Annotated in this window: 6 protein-coding genes; 5 read left to right on the top strand and 1 reads right to left on the bottom strand. The window is 40.9% G+C overall.

Features of this window, described 5'->3' with window-relative positions:
* Nucleotides 1–272: 272 nt before the first annotated feature.
* Entirely contained in the window at nt 273–9,272 is a 9,000-nt protein-coding gene (locus H7U04_RS07695; protein ID WP_201059587.1) for an accessory Sec-dependent serine-rich glycoprotein adhesin, read from the top strand.
* Between the two features lie 203 nt (nt 9,273–9,475).
* On the opposite strand, the gene H7U04_RS07690 is transcribed toward H7U04_RS07695, so the two are convergent.
* A complete protein-coding gene (locus H7U04_RS07690) occupies nt 9,476–9,895 on the bottom strand; it encodes a hypothetical protein (protein ID WP_110981530.1) in 420 nt (139 codons plus the stop codon).
* Between the two features lie 590 nt (nt 9,896–10,485).
* Here H7U04_RS07690 and H7U04_RS07685 point away from each other — a divergent pair.
* The 4 genes from H7U04_RS07685 to H7U04_RS07670 all read left to right on the top strand — a co-directional run bounded on the left by H7U04_RS07685 (nt 10,486) and on the right by H7U04_RS07670 (nt 21,486).
* The gene (locus H7U04_RS07685) at nt 10,486–14,838 is read left to right on the top strand and encodes a glycoside hydrolase family 70 protein (RefSeq protein ID WP_110981529.1); all 4,353 of its coding nucleotides are present in this window, start codon (nt 10,486–10,488) and stop codon (nt 14,836–14,838) included.
* Nucleotides 14,839–15,616: 778 nt separating this feature from the next.
* Complete coding sequence (locus H7U04_RS07680; protein WP_073689459.1) at nt 15,617–19,600, top strand: mucin-binding protein; 3,984 nt, start codon at nt 15,617–15,619, stop codon at nt 19,598–19,600.
* A 366-nt stretch (nt 19,601–19,966) separates the two neighbouring features.
* Nucleotides 19,967–20,683 (top strand): ABC transporter ATP-binding protein, encoded by a 717-nt coding sequence (locus H7U04_RS07675; RefSeq protein ID WP_037600663.1) that lies wholly within the window; start codon nt 19,967–19,969, stop codon nt 20,681–20,683.
* Nucleotides 20,677–21,486, top strand: coding sequence for a hypothetical protein (locus tag H7U04_RS07670; RefSeq protein WP_037600665.1), 810 nt, complete (start codon nt 20,677–20,679; stop codon nt 21,484–21,486). The genes H7U04_RS07675 and H7U04_RS07670 overlap by 7 nt, the downstream gene beginning before the upstream one ends.
* The last annotated feature ends 35 nt before the right edge of the window (nt 21,487–21,521 follow it).

Here is a 21,521-nt window from a genome sequence, read left to right as displayed (position 1 = left end):
GCTTTAGTAAGTTTAATCATTAGCTTCTAGCTAGACAATCAAATATCCCCTATCGATTAGAGTGATTTCCTAATTGGTAGGGGATTTTTTAGTTTGATATTCTAAAAATACAAATAGTTTTAATAAGTCTTAGTGTTACCATTATTATCGTATTTCTGGGGAAATGAAAGAAAGGATTAATCGCTAGAAAGCAATCTTGAAATGAGATTTTTTGCTTAATTTTATGATAAAATTGAAAGGAGTGTTTTAATCAAAATATAAATGGAGTATATATGTTTTTTAGAAGGAATGAAGGTCAATATCGTGAAACCGATCGTGTGACACGCTTTAAATTGGTTAAGTCAGGGAAGCACTGGCTTCGTGCGGCGACGTCGAATTTTGGTCTTTTCAAGGTGCTTAGAGGGGGTGTGGATACACCGTCTGTTGCTTCCCAGCAGGTAGAGGTGGATGCACCTGCTTTTTCAGGTCAGACAGTGCTTAAGGGAGTGCTTGCAACTGGGGCCTTGCTTGGTGGCTCTGTTGCGACTCATGTGGCTCATGCGGATGAAATGACTGATCAGCCGATTTTGGAAAGTGAAGCAGGAGCTAAGACTGATCTCTTAGCTGCATCTGATTCCGTTATTCTTGGAAACACGGAGTCTGTGTCCAGTGTTCAAGATAGCCAAGTAAATAGTCAAGCGTCATCTGAAACTGTGTCAAGACAGACTTCGGAGGCTTCTTTGAGTGAGTCTTTATCACTCAGCCAATCGGTGTCTGCTTCTGAATTAGCTTCTAAATCGACATCCTTGTCATTGAGTGCCTCGCTTTCAGTTTCATTGTCAGCTTCATTAGCTTCTAAATCGGAATCAGTAAGTCAGACGGATTCTTCTGCTCACAGTCAGTCTGAGAGTGAGCTTGGAAAAACTTCAGAGCATAGCGCAAGTGCCTCTGTTCAGTCAGTTAGCAAGAGTGATAGCAGTAGCGACTCTAAAGTGGGGATGACTCTTGTCAGCTCGGAGTCAACCTTGTTAAACGCTTCCTTGACATCCGAAGTTCAAACGAATCGCCAATTGTCAGATACGGCGACTGGTCTGCTAGCTGCCTCAGTTGTGGCAGATGCTGAGCGTTTAGAACAAGAAAAGCGACTCAAAGATTTAGCCTTAGACATTTATACCTATAAAGCTCAAGCTGTCGATTTGCCAAATACGGATGCTGCTATTCTCAAGGGAGATAAAGCCCTGGATGCCATTCGTGTCAGCCTGGCTGATCGTGACAGTGATGTGACGCCTACGATTGCTCAGGCTAGTCAAGCGAGAAATAGTCTTGCCAATGCGGTTCTTCGTGCGACATCTGGCCAGCGTGATCCTCGTAATGGTTCCAACATTGATGCTAATAATAATCTGAGAGTTCCTTATTATAACTTAGGCCCTAACAATGCCCTGATTTCTGCTTATAACTCTGACTACATCAATCAGGCTTATAATGTTGTTGAAACAAATCCTACACAATTTGGTCTTCGAAGCATTGGTTACACCTCTACTAGTGATCGAGTCAATGGTATCTTTGTTCCCCAGACCTCTGCCTTGAGAAATAGCTCAGTGGCCTTTAATATCATGGGAACTGTGGGCCAGACAGAAGTCGTGACGCCTGGGAAAATTTATACTCTTTCTTTTGTGGTTGCCAATAATGCAAATCAAACAGTGACACGCTCTTTGCGTATCCAAGTTTTGCCGCAAAATGATGGTATTCGTAATCCGATTACGGTAGTGACAACGAGTACTTTTGTCAATGACACAAGTAGTCTCGCTCAGGCTGAAAAAGATAAGGTTTGGGAAGCGTTTAAGACTGCTAACCCAAATATTGCCACTTCAAAGGACTTTAAATCTTATTCGGTTTCATCATCTGGTGTGGTAACCATTACTTATAAAGATAACACCACAAATGATGTGACGGCTCCAGTGAAACGACTAGCAGCACCAACCGTTGAAACGAGATTATTGGACAAGGCTTACACACAGACGCCTGTAACGGTAACGGGAGCTGAGCCAGGTTCTACAGTCGTTCTATACAATAATGACGACGAAGTGGGAACAGCTGTGGCAGATGCTTCGGGTCAAGCGATTGTGACGCCGACAGTTAAGTTACAAACGGGTGGTGTAACAGCCAAAGCTCGCATCATGTATGGTGATTATGCGGTGTATTCAGATGCTAGCAATTCCGTGGCTGTAACGGACGGAACGCGTCCTGAAGTGACGGCCAAGTTGACTGTAGATGGTGTGGAACCTAAGTCAACGCCTCTCGAAGGCGGTGGGAAAAACTATACCCTCTATGCTGGTGATGATGCTGTTGTGACTTTCACGGCAACAGATGACAGTGGCAAGCTTAAAGAAATGAAAGTCGTTGCAAGAGCCGATTTGAATGACAATGCCTTGAACGGCAATTTCTTTGGTAGTAGCCAGTATGGAACAGGTAATATTGCACCGATTACGGGAGATATTACAGCAACGACTGATAATCCTGCAACCATTACTACGACCATTCATTTGAAGGATGACCTTTATCATTCTTTCCGAAACACATGGCAACGTAATGTTGCTGCTATTGACAATGCGTCAAATATGAACCGTCCAAATGGCTTGGGTGAGATTCGTATTACTCAGGGACGCTTAGCAAATCGTACGCCGGGTGTGGCACCGACAAGCACTATTCAGGTGACCAGCCTGACTGCCTTAACAGATGCAGATAAAAGCAAGATTATTGCGGCTGTGTCGGCCTTGAATCCAGAGGCTGCCAACCGTATTAAGTCTTATACGGTTAATAGTGATGGTACGGTAACGATTACTTATAAAGACAGTACGACGAATGTTGTGACGGTGAAATTGTCGGATAGTGATCACAGCCAGTCAGTGTCGCAAAGTGCCAGTCAGTCTAAGCAGGAATCGATTTCTCAAAGTCGAAGTGAGTCCACTAAGCAGTCTGCATCGACCAGCCTTTCATTGAGCACGGTTGCTTCAAAAAGTGTCTCAAGTTCCTTGAGTTTATCAGCACAACAGAGTGTTTCAAAATCACAAAGTCAGTCAGCCTCAGCGAGTGCTTCTTTGAGTGTTGAGAAATCAGCAAGTGTTTCAAGTTCCTTGAGTTTATCAGCACAACAGAGTGTTTCAAAATCACAAAGTCAATCAGCCTCAGCGAGTGCTTCTTTGAGTGCCGTGAAATCAGCTAGTGTTTCAAGCTCATTAAGTGAGTCCTTGAAGACAAGCGTTTCGCAAAGTGAGTCAGCTTCAACAAGCACATCTTTGAGTGCCGTGAAATCGGAGAGAGTTTCAAGTTCATTAAGTGAGTCCTTGAAGACTAGTGTCTCACAAAGTGAGTCAGCCTCAACAAGTACATCTTTGAGTGCCGTGAAATCGGAGAGCGTTTCAGGTTCTTTGAGTGAATCCTTGAAGACAAGCGTCTCACAAAGTCAATCAGCCTCAACAAGTACATCTTTGAGTGTCGTGAAATCGGAGAGCGTTTCAAGTTCTTTGAGTGAATCCTTGAAGACAAGCGTCTCACAAAGTCAATCAGCCTCAACAAGCACATCTTTGAGTGCCGTGAAATCAGCAAGTGTTTCAAGCTCATTAAGTGAGTCCTTGAAGACGAGTGTCTCACAAAGTGAGTCAGCTTCAACGAGTGCGTCTTTGAGTGTTGAGAAATCAGCAAGTGTTTCAAGTTCCTTGAGTGAGTCCTTGAAGATGAGTGTCTCACAAAGTGAGTCAGCTTCAACGAGTGCATCTTTGAGTGTTGAGAAATCAGCAAGTGTTTCAAGTTCCTTGAGTGAGTCTTTGAAGACTAGTGTCTCACAAAGTGAGTCAGCTTCAACGAGTGCGTCTGTTTCAGAGTCACAGTCTGTTTCAACTTCCGAATCAGCCTCAGCGAGTGCATCAGTGTCTGAATCGCAATCAGTCTCGACTTCCGAGTCAGCTTCAGAGAGTGAATCAGTTTCAGAATCACAATCAGTTTCAAACTCAGAGTCAACTTCAGAGAGTGAATCTGTGTCAGAATCACAGTCAGTGTCTAATTCCGAATCAGCCTCAGTAAGTGCCTCAATTTCAGCATCACAATTGGTTTCAAACTCAGAGTCATCGTCAGAAAGTGCTTCAGTAAGCGAATCACAATCAGAGTCGAATTCCGTTTCAACTTCAGAGAGTGAGTCAGTTTCGGAATCACAGTCTGTTTCAACTTCCGAGTCATCGTCAGAAAGTGAATCAATTTCAGAATCACAGTCTGTTTCAAATTCAGAATCAGCGTCAGTAAGTGAATCAGTTTCGGAATCACAGTCTGTTTCAACTTCCGAGTCATCGTCAGAAAGTGAATCAATTTCAGAATCACAATCTGCCTCAACTTCCGAGTCATCGTCAGAAAGTGAGTCAACATCAGCGTCACAATCCGAGTCGAATTCAGTTTCGACTTCAGAGAGCGAGTCAATGTCGACATCACAATCCGAGTCAAACTCAGTTTCTACCTCTGAGAGCGAATCAACATCAACATCGCAATCTGAGTCAAACTCAGTTTCGACTTCAGAGAGTGAATCAACATCAGCATCACAATCCGAGTCAAACTCAGTCTCAGTTTCAGAAAGTGCCTCAACGTCAACATCACAATCCGAGTCAAATTCAGTTTCAGCTTCAGAAAGTGCATCAGTAAGCACATCACAGCTGGAATCGAATTCAGTTTCGACTTCAGAGAGTGAGTCGACATCAGCATCACAATCCGAGTCAAACTCAGTTTCTACTTCAGAAAGTGCCTCAACTTCAACATCTCAGTCTGAGTCGAACTCAACTTCAGCCTCAGTAAGTGCGTCAACATCAACATCACAGTTGGAGTCAAATTCAGTCTCAGCTTCAGAAAGTGCCTCAACGTCGACATCACAATCAGTATCAACTTCTGAGTCATCCTATGTAAGTGCGTCAGTGTCTGAATCACAGTCTGTTTCCAACTCAGAGTCAGCTTCAGAAAGTGCTTCAGTATCTGAGTCACAATCGGTTTCAAATTCAGAGTCAGCCTCAGTAAGTGAATCAATTTCAGAATCACAATCTGTATCAAATTCTGAATCCGCTTCAGAGAGTGCTTCAGTATCTGAGTCACAATCAGTTTCAAACTCAGAGTCAGCTTCAGAAAGTGCATCAGTAAGCACATCACAGCTGGAATCAAATTCAGTTTCTACCTCAGAGAGTGAGTCAACGTCAGCGTCACAATCTGAGTCAAACTCAGTTTCGACTTCAGAGAGTGAATCAACGTCAGCTTCACAATCCGAATCGAATTCAGTTTCAGCTTCAGAAAGTGAATCAACGTCAGCGTCACAATCAGAATCAAACTCAGTTTCAACTTCAGAGAGTGAATCAATTTCAGAATCACAGTCTGTTTCTAATTCAGAGTCAGCCTCAGTAAGTGAATCAACGTCAGCGTCACAATCAGAATCAAACTCAGTTTCAACTTCAGAGAGTGAATCAACATCAATGTCACAATCCGAGTCGAATTCAGTTTCAACTTCAGAGAGTGAATCAACATCAGCTTCACAATCCGAATCGAATTCAGTTTCTACCTCAGAGAGTGAATCAACGTCAGTGTCACAATCAGAATCAAACTCAGTTTCAGCGTCATTAAGTGAATCTATCTCAGAATCACAGTTAGTGTCTAATTCCGAGTCAGCTTCAGAGAGCGAGTCGACATCAACATCACAATCAGTCTCAAACTCAGAATCAGCCTCAATAAGTGAATCAATTTCAGAGTCACAATCTGTATCAAATTCCGAATCCGCTTCAGAAAGTGAGTCAGTTTCTGAATCACAGTCTGTATCAAATTCCGAATCCGCTTCAGAGAGTGCATCTGTGTCTGAGTCGCAATCAGTATCAAACTCAGAGTCAGTATCAGAGAGTGAATCAGTAAGCGAATCGCAATCAATTTCAAACTCCGAATCCGCTTCAGAAAGTGCATCAGTAAGCGAATCACAATCAGTGTCTAATTCTGAATCAGCCTCAGAGAGTGCGTCAGTTTCTGAATCACAGTCTGTATCAAATTCAGTTTCAGCCTCAGTAAGTGTGTCTGTTTCAGAATCGCAATCTGTCTCAAATTCTGAATCCGCTTCAGAGAGTGCTTCAGTATCTGAGTCACAATCCGTTTCAAACTCCGAATCCGCTTCAGAAAGTGCATCAGTAAGCGAATCACAATCATTGTCTAATTCCGAGTCTGCATCTGCAAGTGAGTCGATTTCAGAATCACAATCATTGTCTACTTCAGAATCCGCGTCTGTAAGCGAATCAATCTCTGAGTCGCAATCAGGGTCAAACTCAACTTCAGCGTCAGTAAGTGCTTCAATTTCAGAATCACAGTCTGCTTCAACTTCAGAGTCAGCGTCAGTAAGTGAATCTATCTCAGAATCACAGTCTGTATCAAACTCTGAATCAGCGTCAGAGAGTGAATCAACATCAATGACACAATCCGAATCAAACTCAGTTTCGACTTCAGAAAGTGAATCAACATCAGCTTCACAATCCGAGTCAAACTCAGTTTCGACTTCAGAAAGTGAATCAACGTCAACATCACAGTCTGAATCAAACTCAGAGTCAGCTTCGGTAAGTGAGTCAATCTCAGAATCACAATCAGTGTCTAACTCCGAATCCGCTTCAGAAAGTGAATCAATTTCAGAATCACAGTCTGTTTCTAATTCAGAGTCAGCTTCAGTCAGAGAATCAATTAGTGAGTCACAATCCGAGTCGAACTCAGTTTCTACTTCAGAAAGTGAGTCAACATCAGCGTCACAATCTGCCTCAAATTCAGAATCAGCCTCAGTAAGTGAATCAGTATCAGAATCACAATCTGCCTCAAATTCAGAATCAGCCTCAGTAAGTGAATCAACGTCAGCTTCACAATCCGAGTCAAATTCAGTTTCTGCGTCAGAAAGTGCATCAGTAAGCACATCACAGCTGGAATCAAATTCAGTTTCGACTTCAGAGAGCGAGTCAACGTCGACATCACAATCCGAGTCAAACTCAGTTTCGCAATCAGAATCGAATTCAGTTTCAGCTAGTGAGTCAGCATCATTGAGTGAATCTCGAAGTACAAGTGCGTCAGTTTCGGCTTCTGAATCAGAATCATTGAGTACATCAAGCTCTTTGAGTGCTTCTGTATTTGAAAGCCAGTCTCAAGCCTTCAGTGCTTCAATTTCTGCAATCATTTCAACTGTTGAATCTATTTCGAACTCGGCTTCAAGCTTCATTTCAGCTAGTGAATCAATTTCAACATCTAACTCAGTATCATTGAGTGAATCGGCGTCATTGAGTGCATCTGTTTCAGGCTCACAATCAGTATCTAATTCTGAAAGTACATCTGTAAGTGCTTCAATCAGTGAATCACAATCAGTTTCGAATTCTGAGTCTGCATCAACAAGTGAATCTGAGTCAGCTTCAGCATCTGCATCAGAATCAGCAAGCATATCAGTTTCTGTATCTGCTTCAGCATCAGCAAGTACATCCGCTTCAGTCTCTGTCTCAGAATCAGTAAGCGCATCTGAATCTGCTTCAGCATCCGCTTCAGTCTCTGCGTCAGAATCAACAAGTGCATCTGAATCGGCATCTGCATCAGAATCAGCAAGTGCATCTGAGTCAGCTTCAGCCTCTGAGTCAGCGTCAGCAAGCACATCAGTTTCAGTCTCTGTCTCAGAATCAGTAAGCGCATCTGAATCAGCTTCAGCCTCTGAGTCAGCGTCAGTCAGCACATCCGTTTCAGTATCTGAGTTAGCTTCATCAAGCGCATCCGCTTCGGCATCTGCATCGGAATCAGCGAGTGCATCCGCTTCAGTCTCTGTATCAGAATCAACGAGCACATCAGTTTCTGTATCAGAGTCAGAATCATCAAGCGTATCTGCATCAGTCTCTGCGTCAGAATCAGCAAGTACATCCGCTTCAGTCTCTGTCTCAGAATCAGTAAGCGCATCTGAATCTGCTTCAGCATCTGCTTCAGCGTCAGCGAGCGCCTCAGAATCAGCAAGTGCATCAGAGTCAGCGAGCACAACAGTTTCTGTATCAGAGTCAGAATCAACAAGTGCATCTGCATCTGCGTCAGCGTCAGCGAGCGCATCCGCTTCAGTCTCTGCATCAGAATCAGCAAGTGCATCTGAGTCAGTTTCAGCATCTGCATCAGAATCAGCAAGCACATCAGTTTCTGCATCTGAGTCAGCGTCAGCGAGCGCATCAGTTTCTGTATCAGCGTCAGAATCATCAAGCGTATCTGCTTCAGTGTCAGCGTCAGCGAGTGCATCAGTTTCTGTATCAGAGTCAGCATCATTGAGTGAATCACAATCAGCCTCAGTAAGTGCTTCGATTTCTGCAAGTGAGTCTGTATCGTTGAGTGAATCACAAAGTGCAAGTGTGTCTGTGTCAGAATCATCAAGCGTTTCTGCATCAGTCTCTGCATATGAGTCAGCAAGCACATCAGTTTCTGTCTCAGCGTCAGTGAGCACATCCGCTTCAGTGTCTGCATCAGAATCCGTAAGCACATCCGCTTCAGTCTCAGCCTCAGTGTCAGAATCAGTCAGCGAATCAGAGTCGGCATCATTGAGCGCTTCAGTTTCAGTGTCACAATCAATCTCTAATTCCGTTTCTGCATCAACAAGTGCGTCTGTATCAGCAAGCACATCTGCTTCAGTCTCAGCGTCAGAATTAACGAGCGCATCCGCTTCAGTCTCAGCGTCAGAATCAGTAAGCGTATCTGAATCAACTTCAGCTAGCATCTCAGTCTCAGAATCAATTTCAACTTCAGAATCTATCTCTGTTTCAACTTCAATCTCTGAATCAATTTCAAACATTGTAAATCATTCAGAATCAGCTTCATCAAGCGTTTCAGTATCAGAGTCAGCTTCTACATCAGCATTCTTGAGTGCCTCTGAAAGCACAAGTACTTCAACAAGTATTTCAACATCATTGAGTGTCTCATTGAGTGAATCACAATCAGCCTCAGTAAGTACTTCGATTTCTACAAGCGAGTCTGTGTCATTGAACGAGTTGCAAAGCGCAAGCACATCTGCTTCAGTCTCTGTCTCAGAATCTGTAAGCGCATCTGAATCAGCTTCGGTGTCTGCCTCATTGAGTGCCTCAGAATCAACTTCTGAAGTGAAAAATCCTAAGCACAAACGTGGTAGCCAAGCGCTTCCTAAGACTGGTGAGGAAAACTCATCATTGTCAATGGCATTTGGTGCTTTGGCAACTGTAACAGGTCTCGCCTTTCTTGCCAAACGTAAGAAAAATGAAGAATAGGACGAAGATTATTCGTATTTCAGGATTGTAAAAGTCTTTACAATGCTCAGATAAGCACAATAAAAAACACCTTCATGTTAGATAACCATTCTAGCTAAGAGGTGTTTTTTGATTTGGAGATGTTGTGAAAGTTTCAAAATGGAACTGACCTTTTGAAATACAAATGACTACATAAAAATAAGAGACCACTTGAACATGGTCTCTTATTTGTTGTCTTGCTCATTATCTTGTTTATACATCACAGTCCCCACTATTACGAGAATAGTTAACATAATTGGTATATATCGAAAAGCCTCATTAGCCAAAAGGATTGAGACAATATAAAAACCAATACTTGTGCTTAAGAAGTTTTTATTACCTTTTTTACGCCCTTTCCATACTAAGATGGTTGCTATTATGTAACAAATCAAGCTAGGTGCTTGGAAAATCATCAAAAGTATTCCCCAAGGATTTAAACAAAACATGGCAAGATAAACAATAGCTGAATAAAATGCGGCTGCAAGGAGAACAGAAGCAAGACTGTTGTCAGGAGCATTCTTCTTAATGAGGTCTGACTTAGTGACCTCTTGACCAGTCGTTACCTTATCTTGTTTCGTGTTGAAGTTTGTATTTTGTTCTGACATCTTTCTCACCTTCCCCTCTATTTGTGTCTAAATAGATTATTTCTTTTCATCTTCATTATACTCCTTTTTCCTTCGTTTCAGCAGGATAGATAAGATTTTGAGCTATTTTTTTGAGACGATTTATCGCTCTGTGATTGGTTTTTGTGGCACTATAGTGACCGAACTTGAAACTCTTAAACCTCAGTAAGAAGGGAATAGCTTAGATAGTTAGAATTTAGATTTTGTATGAGAAGATAGTCTAAAAAAGACCCTATTTTAACAGACCTAATGGTTTGGTAAGGATGGTATTTTTTGTCGCTTTTAGAGAAGTGCCTTAAGGATTTTGTGAATTTTCATTAGATTTCCTTGTAATCCCATTAAAAGAAGTACCTTATCAATAATCATTCTAAATAGCCATAGAGTGTCAGTTTTCTGTTTCTCAATGACTAAAATGACCATTTTTATATTTTTAAACACTCATTTAAAGCTAATGTCATTAAAACAACAAAAGGGCTTTTCTAAAAATTATGAAAATTTATCAAATCTTATTGAAAAAAAGCTTTCAATGATTTAGAATGAAGCTATAAATGGGAAAAAGGAGTCTTTTTATTATGGACAAAAAAGTACATTATAAAATGCACAAAGTTAAGAAACAATGGGTAACCATCGCAGTTACAGGAATGTCGCTCGGTGCAGTCTCAGCGGTTTCTTTAGGAACTAACGACGGTGTCGTTCAGGCCGACGAACATACGGATGCTACTGTAGCCATCCCCGATATTACTGTTGATACGGGTACTGTATCTAACGATACAACGGCTGCTCAGGATCCAACTACAGCAGTTGCAGCGACAAATGATGTCGCAACTGACCAAGCAGCTCCAACAGCAACTTTCGATTTGACAACTGATACAACAAATACAGTTGCAGCGAATGCTGTTGATACGGCAGCGACTGTCGGTACTGATCGTGCGGCAACTACAACAGATACAACAGCAACCAATGATACAGCTGTTGATACGACAAATAACAACACTACAACTGACACAACAACAGTTACTGATCGCGCAGCGACACGTGAACGTCGTGCGACTGGTGCTCGACGTGGTCCTACAGGAGGCCGTCGTGCTACCCCAGTTAACGGCAATACAAATAATGCCAACAATACTGTCACAGTAGTAAACAACGACCTTCCAGCAACTAACAATGTCGTAACTGATGGTCCAAGTCACATCAAAACAATTGATGGTAAACAATACTACGTTGAAGATGACGGTACTATTCGTAAGAACTATGTCCTTGAACGTAACGGCGGAAGCCAATACTTTAATGCTGAAACTGGTGAATTGTCTAACCAAAAAGAATACCGCTTCGATAAGAACGGTGGAACAGGTTCATCAGCTGATAGCACAAACACAAACGTTACTGTAAATGGCGATAAGAATGCCTTTTATGGTACAACTGATAAAGATATCGAACTTGTTGATGGTTACTTTACTGCCAACACATGGTACCGTCCAAAAGAAATCTTGAAAGATGGTAAAGAGTGGACTGCCTCAACTGAAAATGACAAACGTCCATTGCTTACGGTTTGGTGGCCAAGCAAGGCTATCCAAGCGAGCTACCTCAACTACATGAAGGAGCAAGGTCTCGGTACCAATCAGACCTATACGTCATTCAGCTCACAAACTCAAATGGACCAAGCAGCGCTTGAAGTTCAAAAACGTATTGAAGAACGTATTGCGCGTGAAGGTAACACTGACTGGTTGCGTACAACTATCAAAAATTTCGTGAAGACCCAACCAGGTTGGAATTCAACTTCTGAAAATCTTGATAACAGCGATCACTTGCAAGGTGGTGCCCTTCTCTATAACAACGATAGTCGTACAAGCCATGCTAATTCTGATTATCGTCTCTTGAACCGCACACCAACTAGCCAAACAGGTAAACACAATCCTAAGTATACTAAGGATACAAGTAACGGTGGTTTCGAGTTCTTGTTGGCTAATGATATCGACAACTCAAACCCAGCGGTTCAAGCTGAGCAGTTGAACTGGCTCCACTACATCATGAACATCGGTACTATTACTGGTGGTTCTGAAGATGAAAACTTCGATGGTGTTCGTGTCGATGCCGTGGATAATGTCAATGCTGACCTTCTTCAAATTGCTTCAGATTACTTCAAAGCTAAGTATGGTTCTGACCAAAGCCAAGATCAAGCCATTAAACACATGTCTATCTTGGAAGCGTGGTCTCACAATGACCCATACTACAATGAAGACACTAAAGGTGCCCAATTGCCAATGGATGACCCTATGCACTTAGCATTGGTATATTCACTCTTGCGTCCAATTGGTAACCGCTCAGGAGTTGAACCACTTATTTCAAATAGTATCAATGACCGTTCTGAAAGTGGTAAAAACTCTAAACGCATGGCTAACTACGCCTTTGTTCGTGCTCACGATTCAGAGGTACAATCAATCATTGGTCAAATCATCAAAAATGAAATCAACCCTCAATCAACAGGGAATACCTTCACGCTTGATGAAATGAAGAAAGCCTTTGAAATCTACAACAGAGACATGCGTAGTGCTAACAAGCAATACACACAATATAATATTCCATCAGCATACGCCTTGATGCTTACGCATAAGGACACTGTGCCACGTGTTTACTATGGTGACATGTACACAGATGATGGTCAATATATGGCCCAAAAATCACCATATTATGATGCTATTGAAACCCTCTTGAAAGGCCGTATCCGCTATGCAGCCGGTGGTCAAGATATGAAGGTTAACTACATCGGTTATGGTAATACTAATGGTTGGGATGCTGCAGGTGTCTTGACATCTGTACGTTATGGTACAGGGGCTAATAGTGCTTCTGATACTGGTACAGCAGAAACACGTAACCAAGGTATGGCAGTTATCGTTTCAAACCAACCTGCCCTTCGTTTGACAAGCAACTTGACAATTAACATGGGTGCGGCTCACCGTAACCAAGCTTATCGTCCATTGCTTTTGACAACAAACGATGGTGTGGCTACTTACTTGAATGATAGCGATGCTAACGGCATTGTCAAATACACTGATGGTAACGGTAATTTGACATTTAATGCAAACGAAATCCGTGGTATCCGTAACCCTCAAGTTGATGGTTACCTTGCAGTTTGGGTACCAGTAGGTGCTTCTGAAAGTCAAGACGTGCGTGTAGCACCAAGTAAAGAAAAGAACAGCAGTGGTTTGGTTTATGAATCAAATGCTGCCCTTGATTCACAAGTTATCTACGAAGGTTTCTCTAACTTCCAAGACTTCGTCCAAGATTCATCACAATACACTAATAAGAAGATTGCTGAAAATGCAAACCTCTTCAAATCATGGGGTATCACATCATTTGAATTTGCACCACAGTACGTTTCAAGTGATGATGGTAGCTTCCTTGACTCAGTCATCCAAAATGGTTATGCTTTTACAGACCGTTATGATATTGCTATGAGTAAGGACAATAAGTACGGTTCATTGGCTGACTTGAAAGCAGCTCTTAAATCACTCCACGCTGTAGGTATCTCAGCGATTGCTGACTGGGTTCCAGACCAAATCTATAACCTTCCAGGTGATGAAGTGGTTACAGCAACTCGTGTTAATAACTATGGTGAAACTAAAGATGGAGCAATCATCAATCATAGCCTCTACGCTGCTAAGACACGTACTTTTGGTAACGACTACCAAGGTAAATATGGTGGTGCCTTCCTTGATGAATTGAAACGTCTTTACCCACAAATCTTTGATCGTGTTCAAATCTCTACTGGTAAACGTATGACTACTGACGAGAAGATCACACAGTGGTCTGCGAAGTACATGAATGGTACTAACATTCTTGACCGTGGTTCAGAGTACGTGCTTAAGAATGGTCTAAGTGGTTACTACGGTACAAATGGTGGTAAAGTTAGCCTTCCAAAAGTAGTCGGAAGCAACCAATCTACTAACAACGACAACCAAAACGGTGATGGTAGTGGTAAGTTTGAGAAGAGCTGGGGCAGTGTTTACTATCGTTATAACGATGGCAAACGTGCTAAGAATGCCTTTATCAAAGATAACGACGGAAATGTTTACTACTTTGATAACTCAGGTCGCATGGCAATCGGTGAAAAGACTATCGATGGTAAACAATACTTCTTCCTCGCTAATGGGGTGCAATTGCGTGATGGTTACCGTCAAAACCGTAGAGGTCAAGTATTCTACTACGACCAAAACGGTGTCTTGAATGCAAACGGTAAACAAGATCCAAAACCAGATAACAACAATAACAATACATCAGGCCGCAACCAATTCGTACAAATTGGTAATAACGTTTGGGCATACTACGATGGTAATGGTAAACGTGTGACAGGTCACCAAAACATCAATGGTCAAGAACTCTTCTTCGATAACAATGGTGTCCAAGTTAAAGGGCGTACTGTTAATGAGAATGGTACTATCCGTTACTATGATGCTAACTCAGGTGAATTGGCTCGCAACCGATTCGCAGAAATCGAACCAGGTGTTTGGGCTTACTTCAATAATGATGGTGCAGCCGTAAAAGGTTCACAAAATATCAATGGTCAAAACCTCTACTTTGATCAAAATGGTCGTCAAGTGAAAGGTGCTTTGGCTAATGTTGATGGCAACCTTCGTTACTATGATGTAAATTCAGGTGAGCTTTACCGTAATCAATTCCATGAAATCGATGGTAGCTGGTATTACTTCGATGGTAATGGTAATGCTGTCAAAGGCATGGTTACTATCAATGGTCAAAACCTCCTCTTTGATAACAATGGTAAGCAAATCAAAGGTCATTTGGTTCGTGTGAACGGCGTTGTTCGTTACTATGATCCAAATTCAGGTGAGATGGCTGTTAACCGTTGGGTTGAAGTGAGTCCAGGATGGTGGGTTTACTTTGACGCTCAAGGCCGAGGACAAATCTAATCGTTTCCAAACTGTATGAACCGAGACAGTAGTCTCGGTTTTTATGGCATGTTCGGATTTCGTTAAGGATTTAATGATGGCTGAACAAGTGATTTTAAAACCATCTTGAGTTAGTCATGATAGTCTGATAGTAATCATTACATCTGTAGTTCCATGAAAAAGTAATCATGCTAAAAAAGCTATTAGTTATTTATAACTTAATACGAGAAACTTGAGAAACTGGGGAATTTCATTAAATGGTTCCAATCTATTGACGAAGCGTAAAAGTCAATCTATACTAAAAGTAATGCTAGTTATTCATTGGCATTCCATAGTCGAGGACTAGGCACAGACCTTCTCTGTGCCATTCTCTTAGGTTGTTCCCTTACAACTGAGGTAAGGTTCTAGTCTTTCAAAGATGAGAAGTAGTTGTGATAGTTTATAGTCTATTTCTTATGAGAGTGTCTTTAGGGAGAGAAAGCTCCATTAAAGACTCATCATTTAAGTTATCGGGGTAATCTCATTTTGATGTCACTTTCATAAACTACTTGATAGATATTGCACATTAAAGCACTATTTTTTCACTTAGGGGTTAAAATGATTAAAGTTCTTACACCTTACTTGTAAAAATTCGATTCTCGTATTATAGTATATATAAGAGATATCAAAAATTTTAATCTTTGATAAGAACTTGTTAGCTTCTCCGAGGGAAAATGAAATCTTAATAGAAAAGATTTCCATGAGAACTTAGCAAGTATAGGATTTTATTTCTCATAAAAAGAAGAAAGGGGGAGTATTTTTGAGAGCCTATAGGGAAGATGCGACTGAAGCAGCAGCAAGAACTGCCGAAGAGCATATTGCACATAAATCAGCGCACTCTGATTTAGTTGATACTATAGATCTTTCTAAATTATTGACTAACCCAAAAAGTCGCTCTGACCACGGTGCCCCCTCTCCATTAGATTTTGCCAGAGCTGACGAAGTTCTCTTTGATAATCATGCTCAATCGGAAACCGTGAGGATTCCATCTAAGCAAGAGATTATTTTTCAAGGAGCGGATTCGCAAACTCCAGATCCTGAAGTCATGGAAAACCATGTCTTCACAGGGACTAGGGATAGGAAGACTGGTTTAATCGAATGGGACAAGGACAGTTATACCTATCCTAAGATATCGGTACCAGTTGTCCAGGGCTATTTCGCTGACCAAAAGGAAGCGGGTTTTAACGTTGTCACGCCCTATGTGCCAACGGTAACGGAACATGTGACCTATAGGAAATTGGGACGCATTATCCCTGTGACAGAAGATGGGGAATATATTCCAGGTGCTTTGACTAAGCAGTATAACAATAACAAAAAAGATCCACGAAAGGCGGGTGAGACAGCAACACCAGCTGTTCAAGATTATATGACAGATATTAAAAGTGTAGTACCGAACAAACCAGGAGCGGACACTCCGGTTGTGTATCGTAAAATTTTCAAGAAAGCCAGCATCACTTATATTGATGAAACTACCGGTGCTTACTTGGTTAGTGACCAGTTGACCGGTGAATTGGGTGAAGCGATTGAATACGGGACAGCAACACGTATCAAGACTTTCAAGAACATGGGATATGACTTGATTCAGGACGAATTCCCTAAAGATGCCATTTTTGATGATAAAGATATTGATGATCAAGAGTGGTTCGTCCTCTTGCAACACGATGTTGCCAAGGTGGGACCTGAAAATGAGCAAGTCCCAGATACTCCAATCAATCCTAATAATCCAGATGGACCTAAATGGCCATCTAAGTATGCTTACGAAAAAGAAGTAAGCTTCACAGTCTTTTACAGAAGTACAGATGGCAATGCTGATTTGCCAGATGCTGATGTGCAAAAGGCTTATTGGGTGCGTACTCTTACCTTCGACAAGGTTACAGGTGAGCTTGTTGATGAGACAGAGTGGTCTCCAAACAAAACCAAGTATTATGATATTTATGCACCAGTTGTTTTAGGCTATTTTGCGGATAGAGTAGAAGTTAAGGGTAGAGATGTTACTGAGGATAATATAGAAGAAACCGTTACCTATGTTCCACTTGGTAAGATCATTCCTATTGATGCGAATGGACGCTTGATTCCAAACGTGCCTACGCCAACCTTCAACAACGATGCTAATAACCCAACCAAGGTTAGTGAGACTCTTGTTCCTCACATTCCGGGTTACCGTCCAATGCAACAAAGTGTCATGCCTGAGAGCTTGACAGACGATATTCTTGTTGAGTACGCTCCAATCCTTGAAGATGTAACGCAACCAACCTTGCAAACTGTCTTCTTCAAAGGTGCTGGCGAAGCAACACCGTCTGTTAATATTCAGTCTGACTTCAGCTTCACTGGTAAGTACAACCAAGCAGAAGATACTTACACTTGGGATCAAGACAGCTATACTTTCGCTAAGGTCAATGTTCCAGTTATCGAAGGTTACTTTGCGGACAAGGCAGTTGCTGGTATGCAGGTTGTTACACCTGATAAACCAGAAGCAACAGATAGTGTTGCCTATAAAGAGCTTGGTAAGATTATCCCTGTTGATACCTTTGGTAATCCAATCGCGGATGCAGAGCCAGTTCATTATGCTAATGATCCTCAAGATGCTACGCAAGTTATTGAGACACCAGCACCACAAGTTGCTGGCTACCAAGCTGAAAGTGAATTGGTATTGCCAATTGACCTCAGCATGGACCAAACCTTGGTTTACGAGCCAATCTTGGATGATATCACGCAAGATACGAAACAAACGGTTACCTTCCAAGGTGCAGGCTACAAAGATCCAGTTATCAACATTCAAGATAGCTTCAGCTTCCACGGTAAATTTAACCAAGTGGAACAAACAAGCACTTGGGATCAAGACAGCTTCACTTATGATGTCGTAGAAGTTCCAGTTGTAGATGGCTTCTATGCGGATAAACGTCAAGCTGGTGGTCTTGAAGTTCGCCCAGACCTTCCAGAAGTGGAAGATACAGTAACTTATACAGAGCTTGGTAAGATTATTCCAGTAGATGAGTATGGTACACCTATTGAAAATGCACCTACTCCAAGCTACAACAACGATCCTGAAGATCCAACCATGGCTATGGAAACAGTCGTTCCAGATGTTCTTGGTTACATTTCTGAAAAGGCCTTTATTACTCCAGAACACCCAGGTCAAGATACCAACGTGGTTTATGCTAAGGATGAGCAAAAAGCTATTATCCTTTACATGAATGAGCTTGATAAGTCCGAATTGACTCGTGATGTCGTCGTCGGAAGCTCAGGTGAGAAGATTGACTACTCTACTGATGAACAAATTGCAAACTTGCTCAAACAAGGTTATGAACTTGTCAACGATGGTTATGCGGCAGCCTTTGACCACACTTACAATGGTGATTCTGACTTTGATCAAGTCTTCGAAGTTGTTCTTCGTGAACGTTTGGTTCTTATTGACCCAGATATGCCAGCACCAGTTGCAGGTGAAGTCGTAGATCCAAACGATGTTAATAGTCCAGTTTGGCCAAATAGCGTAGAGATGCTTGAAAACCGTGCCGATGTGACACGTACAATCCAGTATGTCTTCGAAGAAGGCGGCTTGGCTAGCGACGACTACGTTGAAGTTCTTGATTTCAAACGTTTGACTAACGTTAACCTTGTTACAGGTGCTATCAATTATGAAGCATGGTCAAGTACTCAAGCTGGCTTCTCAGCTGTTCCTTCTCCAGAGGTTGTTGGATTTACACCAGACCGTATGGAAGTAGCTGAAATGACAGATGTTTCTGTAGAAACACCTGAAATCATGGAAGTAGTAACTTACCTTAAGGATGCTCAGAAAGCTACAGTTACTTATGTTGATGGCACAACTCGTAAGAAACTTGAAGTGGTTGACTTGCTTGGTAAATCAGGCGAAGTTATCGATTACTCAACAATCGAGCGTATCAAGTACTATAGTGACCGTGGTTATACCCTCCTTGCAGATGGCTTCACAAACGGTGTTATCTTTGATGGTGATTCACATGTTGACCAAAACTTCATGGTTACCCTTCGTCATGGTACCGTTCAAGTAGGTCCAGATAACATCCAAGAAGCCGGTACACCAATCAACCCAGCAAATCCTGATGGAGCTAAATGGCCAGAACGTGAAAGCTATATTAAAGATGTAACCTTCACAGTTCTCTACACATCTAGCGATGGACAAGCAGAACTTCCTGCTAATAACATCCAAACCGCTCAATGGACACGTAGTTTGACCATTGATAAGGTTACAGGTGAAGAGCTTGGTTCAAGCTACTGGACTTCAAATAAAGGTCAGTTTGAAACAGTTATCACACCAGAAGTAGAAGGCTATAGCGCTGATAAGGACAAGGTTGAAGGTAAGACAGTAGGTCAACGTAACCTTGAAGAAACCGTTGTTTATATCCCGCTTACAGGCGATATCAATGGTAAACCTAAAGAAAACAAGGCAGACGATATCGTTGTTGAAGAGGTTCAAGATCTAGAAGTTCTCGACCAAGTCGAAGAGCAAGTGGAATCTCATGAGGGACCAGTCACTTATGGACCAGGCGATGACTTTGAAGCACCTGTTTCAAGTCAAGCTGAGGGTAAAGGCTCTAAACACAAGATGCCAATTAATCTCTCAAATGAGGAAGAAGCAAGCAAAGGTAAGATTGAAGAAACCATCAATATCGCAGGCTTCACCGTATCGGTAACAGGTCTAGGACTTGGCCGCAACGGACGTAAGAAGAAAAATAAGAAAGATCACAAAGATCAAAAAGACAAATAATATAAAGACCTGAATGACTCAGGCATGCCCAGACAGAAAGAAAATCTCAAGTTGCATTGTGCACTTGGGATTTTTTTGTGGATTGTTTCTTATCTAAAATAAGATGTTTAAAGACTATCTCAGAACATTTTTTTATTAAAAATATGTAAAACTATTAACTCTGATTTTTTTCCGAAAAGATATTGATAAACTACAATTATAGTGAAAGGTACCTTCACTATAACAAGATATTCTCCAGATTGGGTTTCAGATTTTAAAACTTCCCCTTATAATGCATATGCATGGGTGGAGTTTGATAATAAGCCTATTGGTGAAAGCATTAATTTATGAAATTTCAAAAGGTTCTATTCGTCAAAGGAAAACAAAATGATTAATATTACTAATTTAAATAAAACATACGATGACAAAGTTGTATTATCAAATATAACTTTTCAAGCTAATAAAGGTGAAATTACTGGTTTGATCGGACCTAATGGTTCTGGGAAATCAACCCTAATAAAAATACTATTAGGGTTGGAGTCAGCTGATAGTGGAAAGGCAACTATTTTAGGAACAACATATAGTGAGTTAGGAGCTGAGCCAATCTCAATAGTAGGAACTTTTTTAGATAGTTATCAACCTTATCCAAGTAGAACTGGTTATGAGCAATTAAGATGGATTGCACTTTCTTGTGGACTAAGTAAGCAACGTTGTACTGAATGTTTAGAAATTGTTGGATTAAAAGATGTTGGTAAGAAGAAAATCAAAGATTATTCTTTAGGAATGAAGCAAAGATTAGGCTTGGCAACAGCAATACTTGCAGACCCAGATATTTTGATTTTAGACGAACCTATTAATGGGTTGGACCCAGAGGGAATCCGTTGGTTAAGAGAGTTTCTCAAAGACTTTGTGAAACAAGGAAAAACAGTACTATTAACTAGCCATTATATGAGCGAACTTGAATTAACCGTAGATAGAGTTGTAGGTATTTCAAATGGTCATGTTGTTCTAAATGACAAACGTGAGCAAGTATTGAAGCAATATGATAGTTTTGAAAACGCCTATTTTAGCTCTGTACATGAGAGGAGTAGTATAAAATGTTAAGTCAAGTTATAAAGGGGTATTTATATAAATATAGCCATCTAACTTTATTTAAAATGGGATTTTTTATCTTAGTTGTAGTTAGTTTGTTTTTTACCTATCAAAATATTCAAGTCATTAATGCACTACACACTGGTGCTGCCAACTCAGTAAATATTGATCAAAATGTAATTGAGACTCCTTATAGAACGGTGAGAGATGCTATTTTATCATCTCCTTATCAAGCAACCGTGTTATTTTTGCCTATATTGTCAGCATTAATTCTAGCAACTGATTATCAATTTGGTGAGGATGAGTTTTCATCACTAATTTGTGCTAACTGGAAAATAAGGTTGTTTTCACAGATATTTAGTATAATTGTTATTTCAATAATGACGACCTTTACGTTGTTTTTATTAAATGCATTACTTCTAAAATTCATGTTAGTTAGTAAGTTACAAAGTATTCTGTCTATAGGTTTAATGCTTGATGTTATCACTAGACTAGGAGCTTTTACAATTACACTTAATTTACTCTCTCTATTACTTGTAAAAATAACAAAAAGATCAATTCCTTCTTTGATTGTGATAGTTTTATTGTTAGTTTTTTCTTTATCAGGCATACTTAAGGCAATTTCTCCTATTTTAGATAATTTATTACCTTTAATTGGAGCTAAGTCTTTTGCTTTTGGTAGGGTCGAAGCCGGTCAGACAACTCAATTATATGGAGCGATTCTTCTATTATTTGAAACTTTCCTTACTACGATTTGTTTATTTTATTTAGAAAAAATAAAATGGGGGAAGAAGAATGAAAAGCCAATTGCATAGCTTATTATATAAAAAATATAGTTTATTACCTATAC

It is taken from the genome of Streptococcus sp. 22.1, from assembly GCF_016648645.1.
In the GTDB taxonomy this organism is placed as follows: Bacteria; Bacillota; Bacilli; order Lactobacillales; family Streptococcaceae; genus Streptococcus.
This window is presented reverse-complemented; position numbering and strand designations above follow the sequence as displayed.

Bases quoted from the DNA above. Each gene is read 5' to 3' on its own strand.
- H7U04_RS07695 (WP_201059587.1), top strand. From the start codon at position 273: ATGTTTTTTAGAAGGAATGAAGGTCAATATCGTGAAACCGATCGTGTG.
- H7U04_RS07690 (WP_110981530.1), bottom strand. From the start codon at position 9,895: ATGTCAGAACAAAATACAAACTTCAACACGAAACAAGATAAGGTAACG.
- H7U04_RS07685 (WP_110981529.1), top strand. From the start codon at position 10,486: ATGGACAAAAAAGTACATTATAAAATGCACAAAGTTAAGAAACAATGG.
- H7U04_RS07675 (WP_037600663.1), top strand. From the start codon at position 19,967: ATGATTAATATTACTAATTTAAATAAAACATACGATGACAAAGTTGTA.
- H7U04_RS07670 (WP_037600665.1), top strand. From the start codon at position 20,677: ATGTTAAGTCAAGTTATAAAGGGGTATTTATATAAATATAGCCATCTA.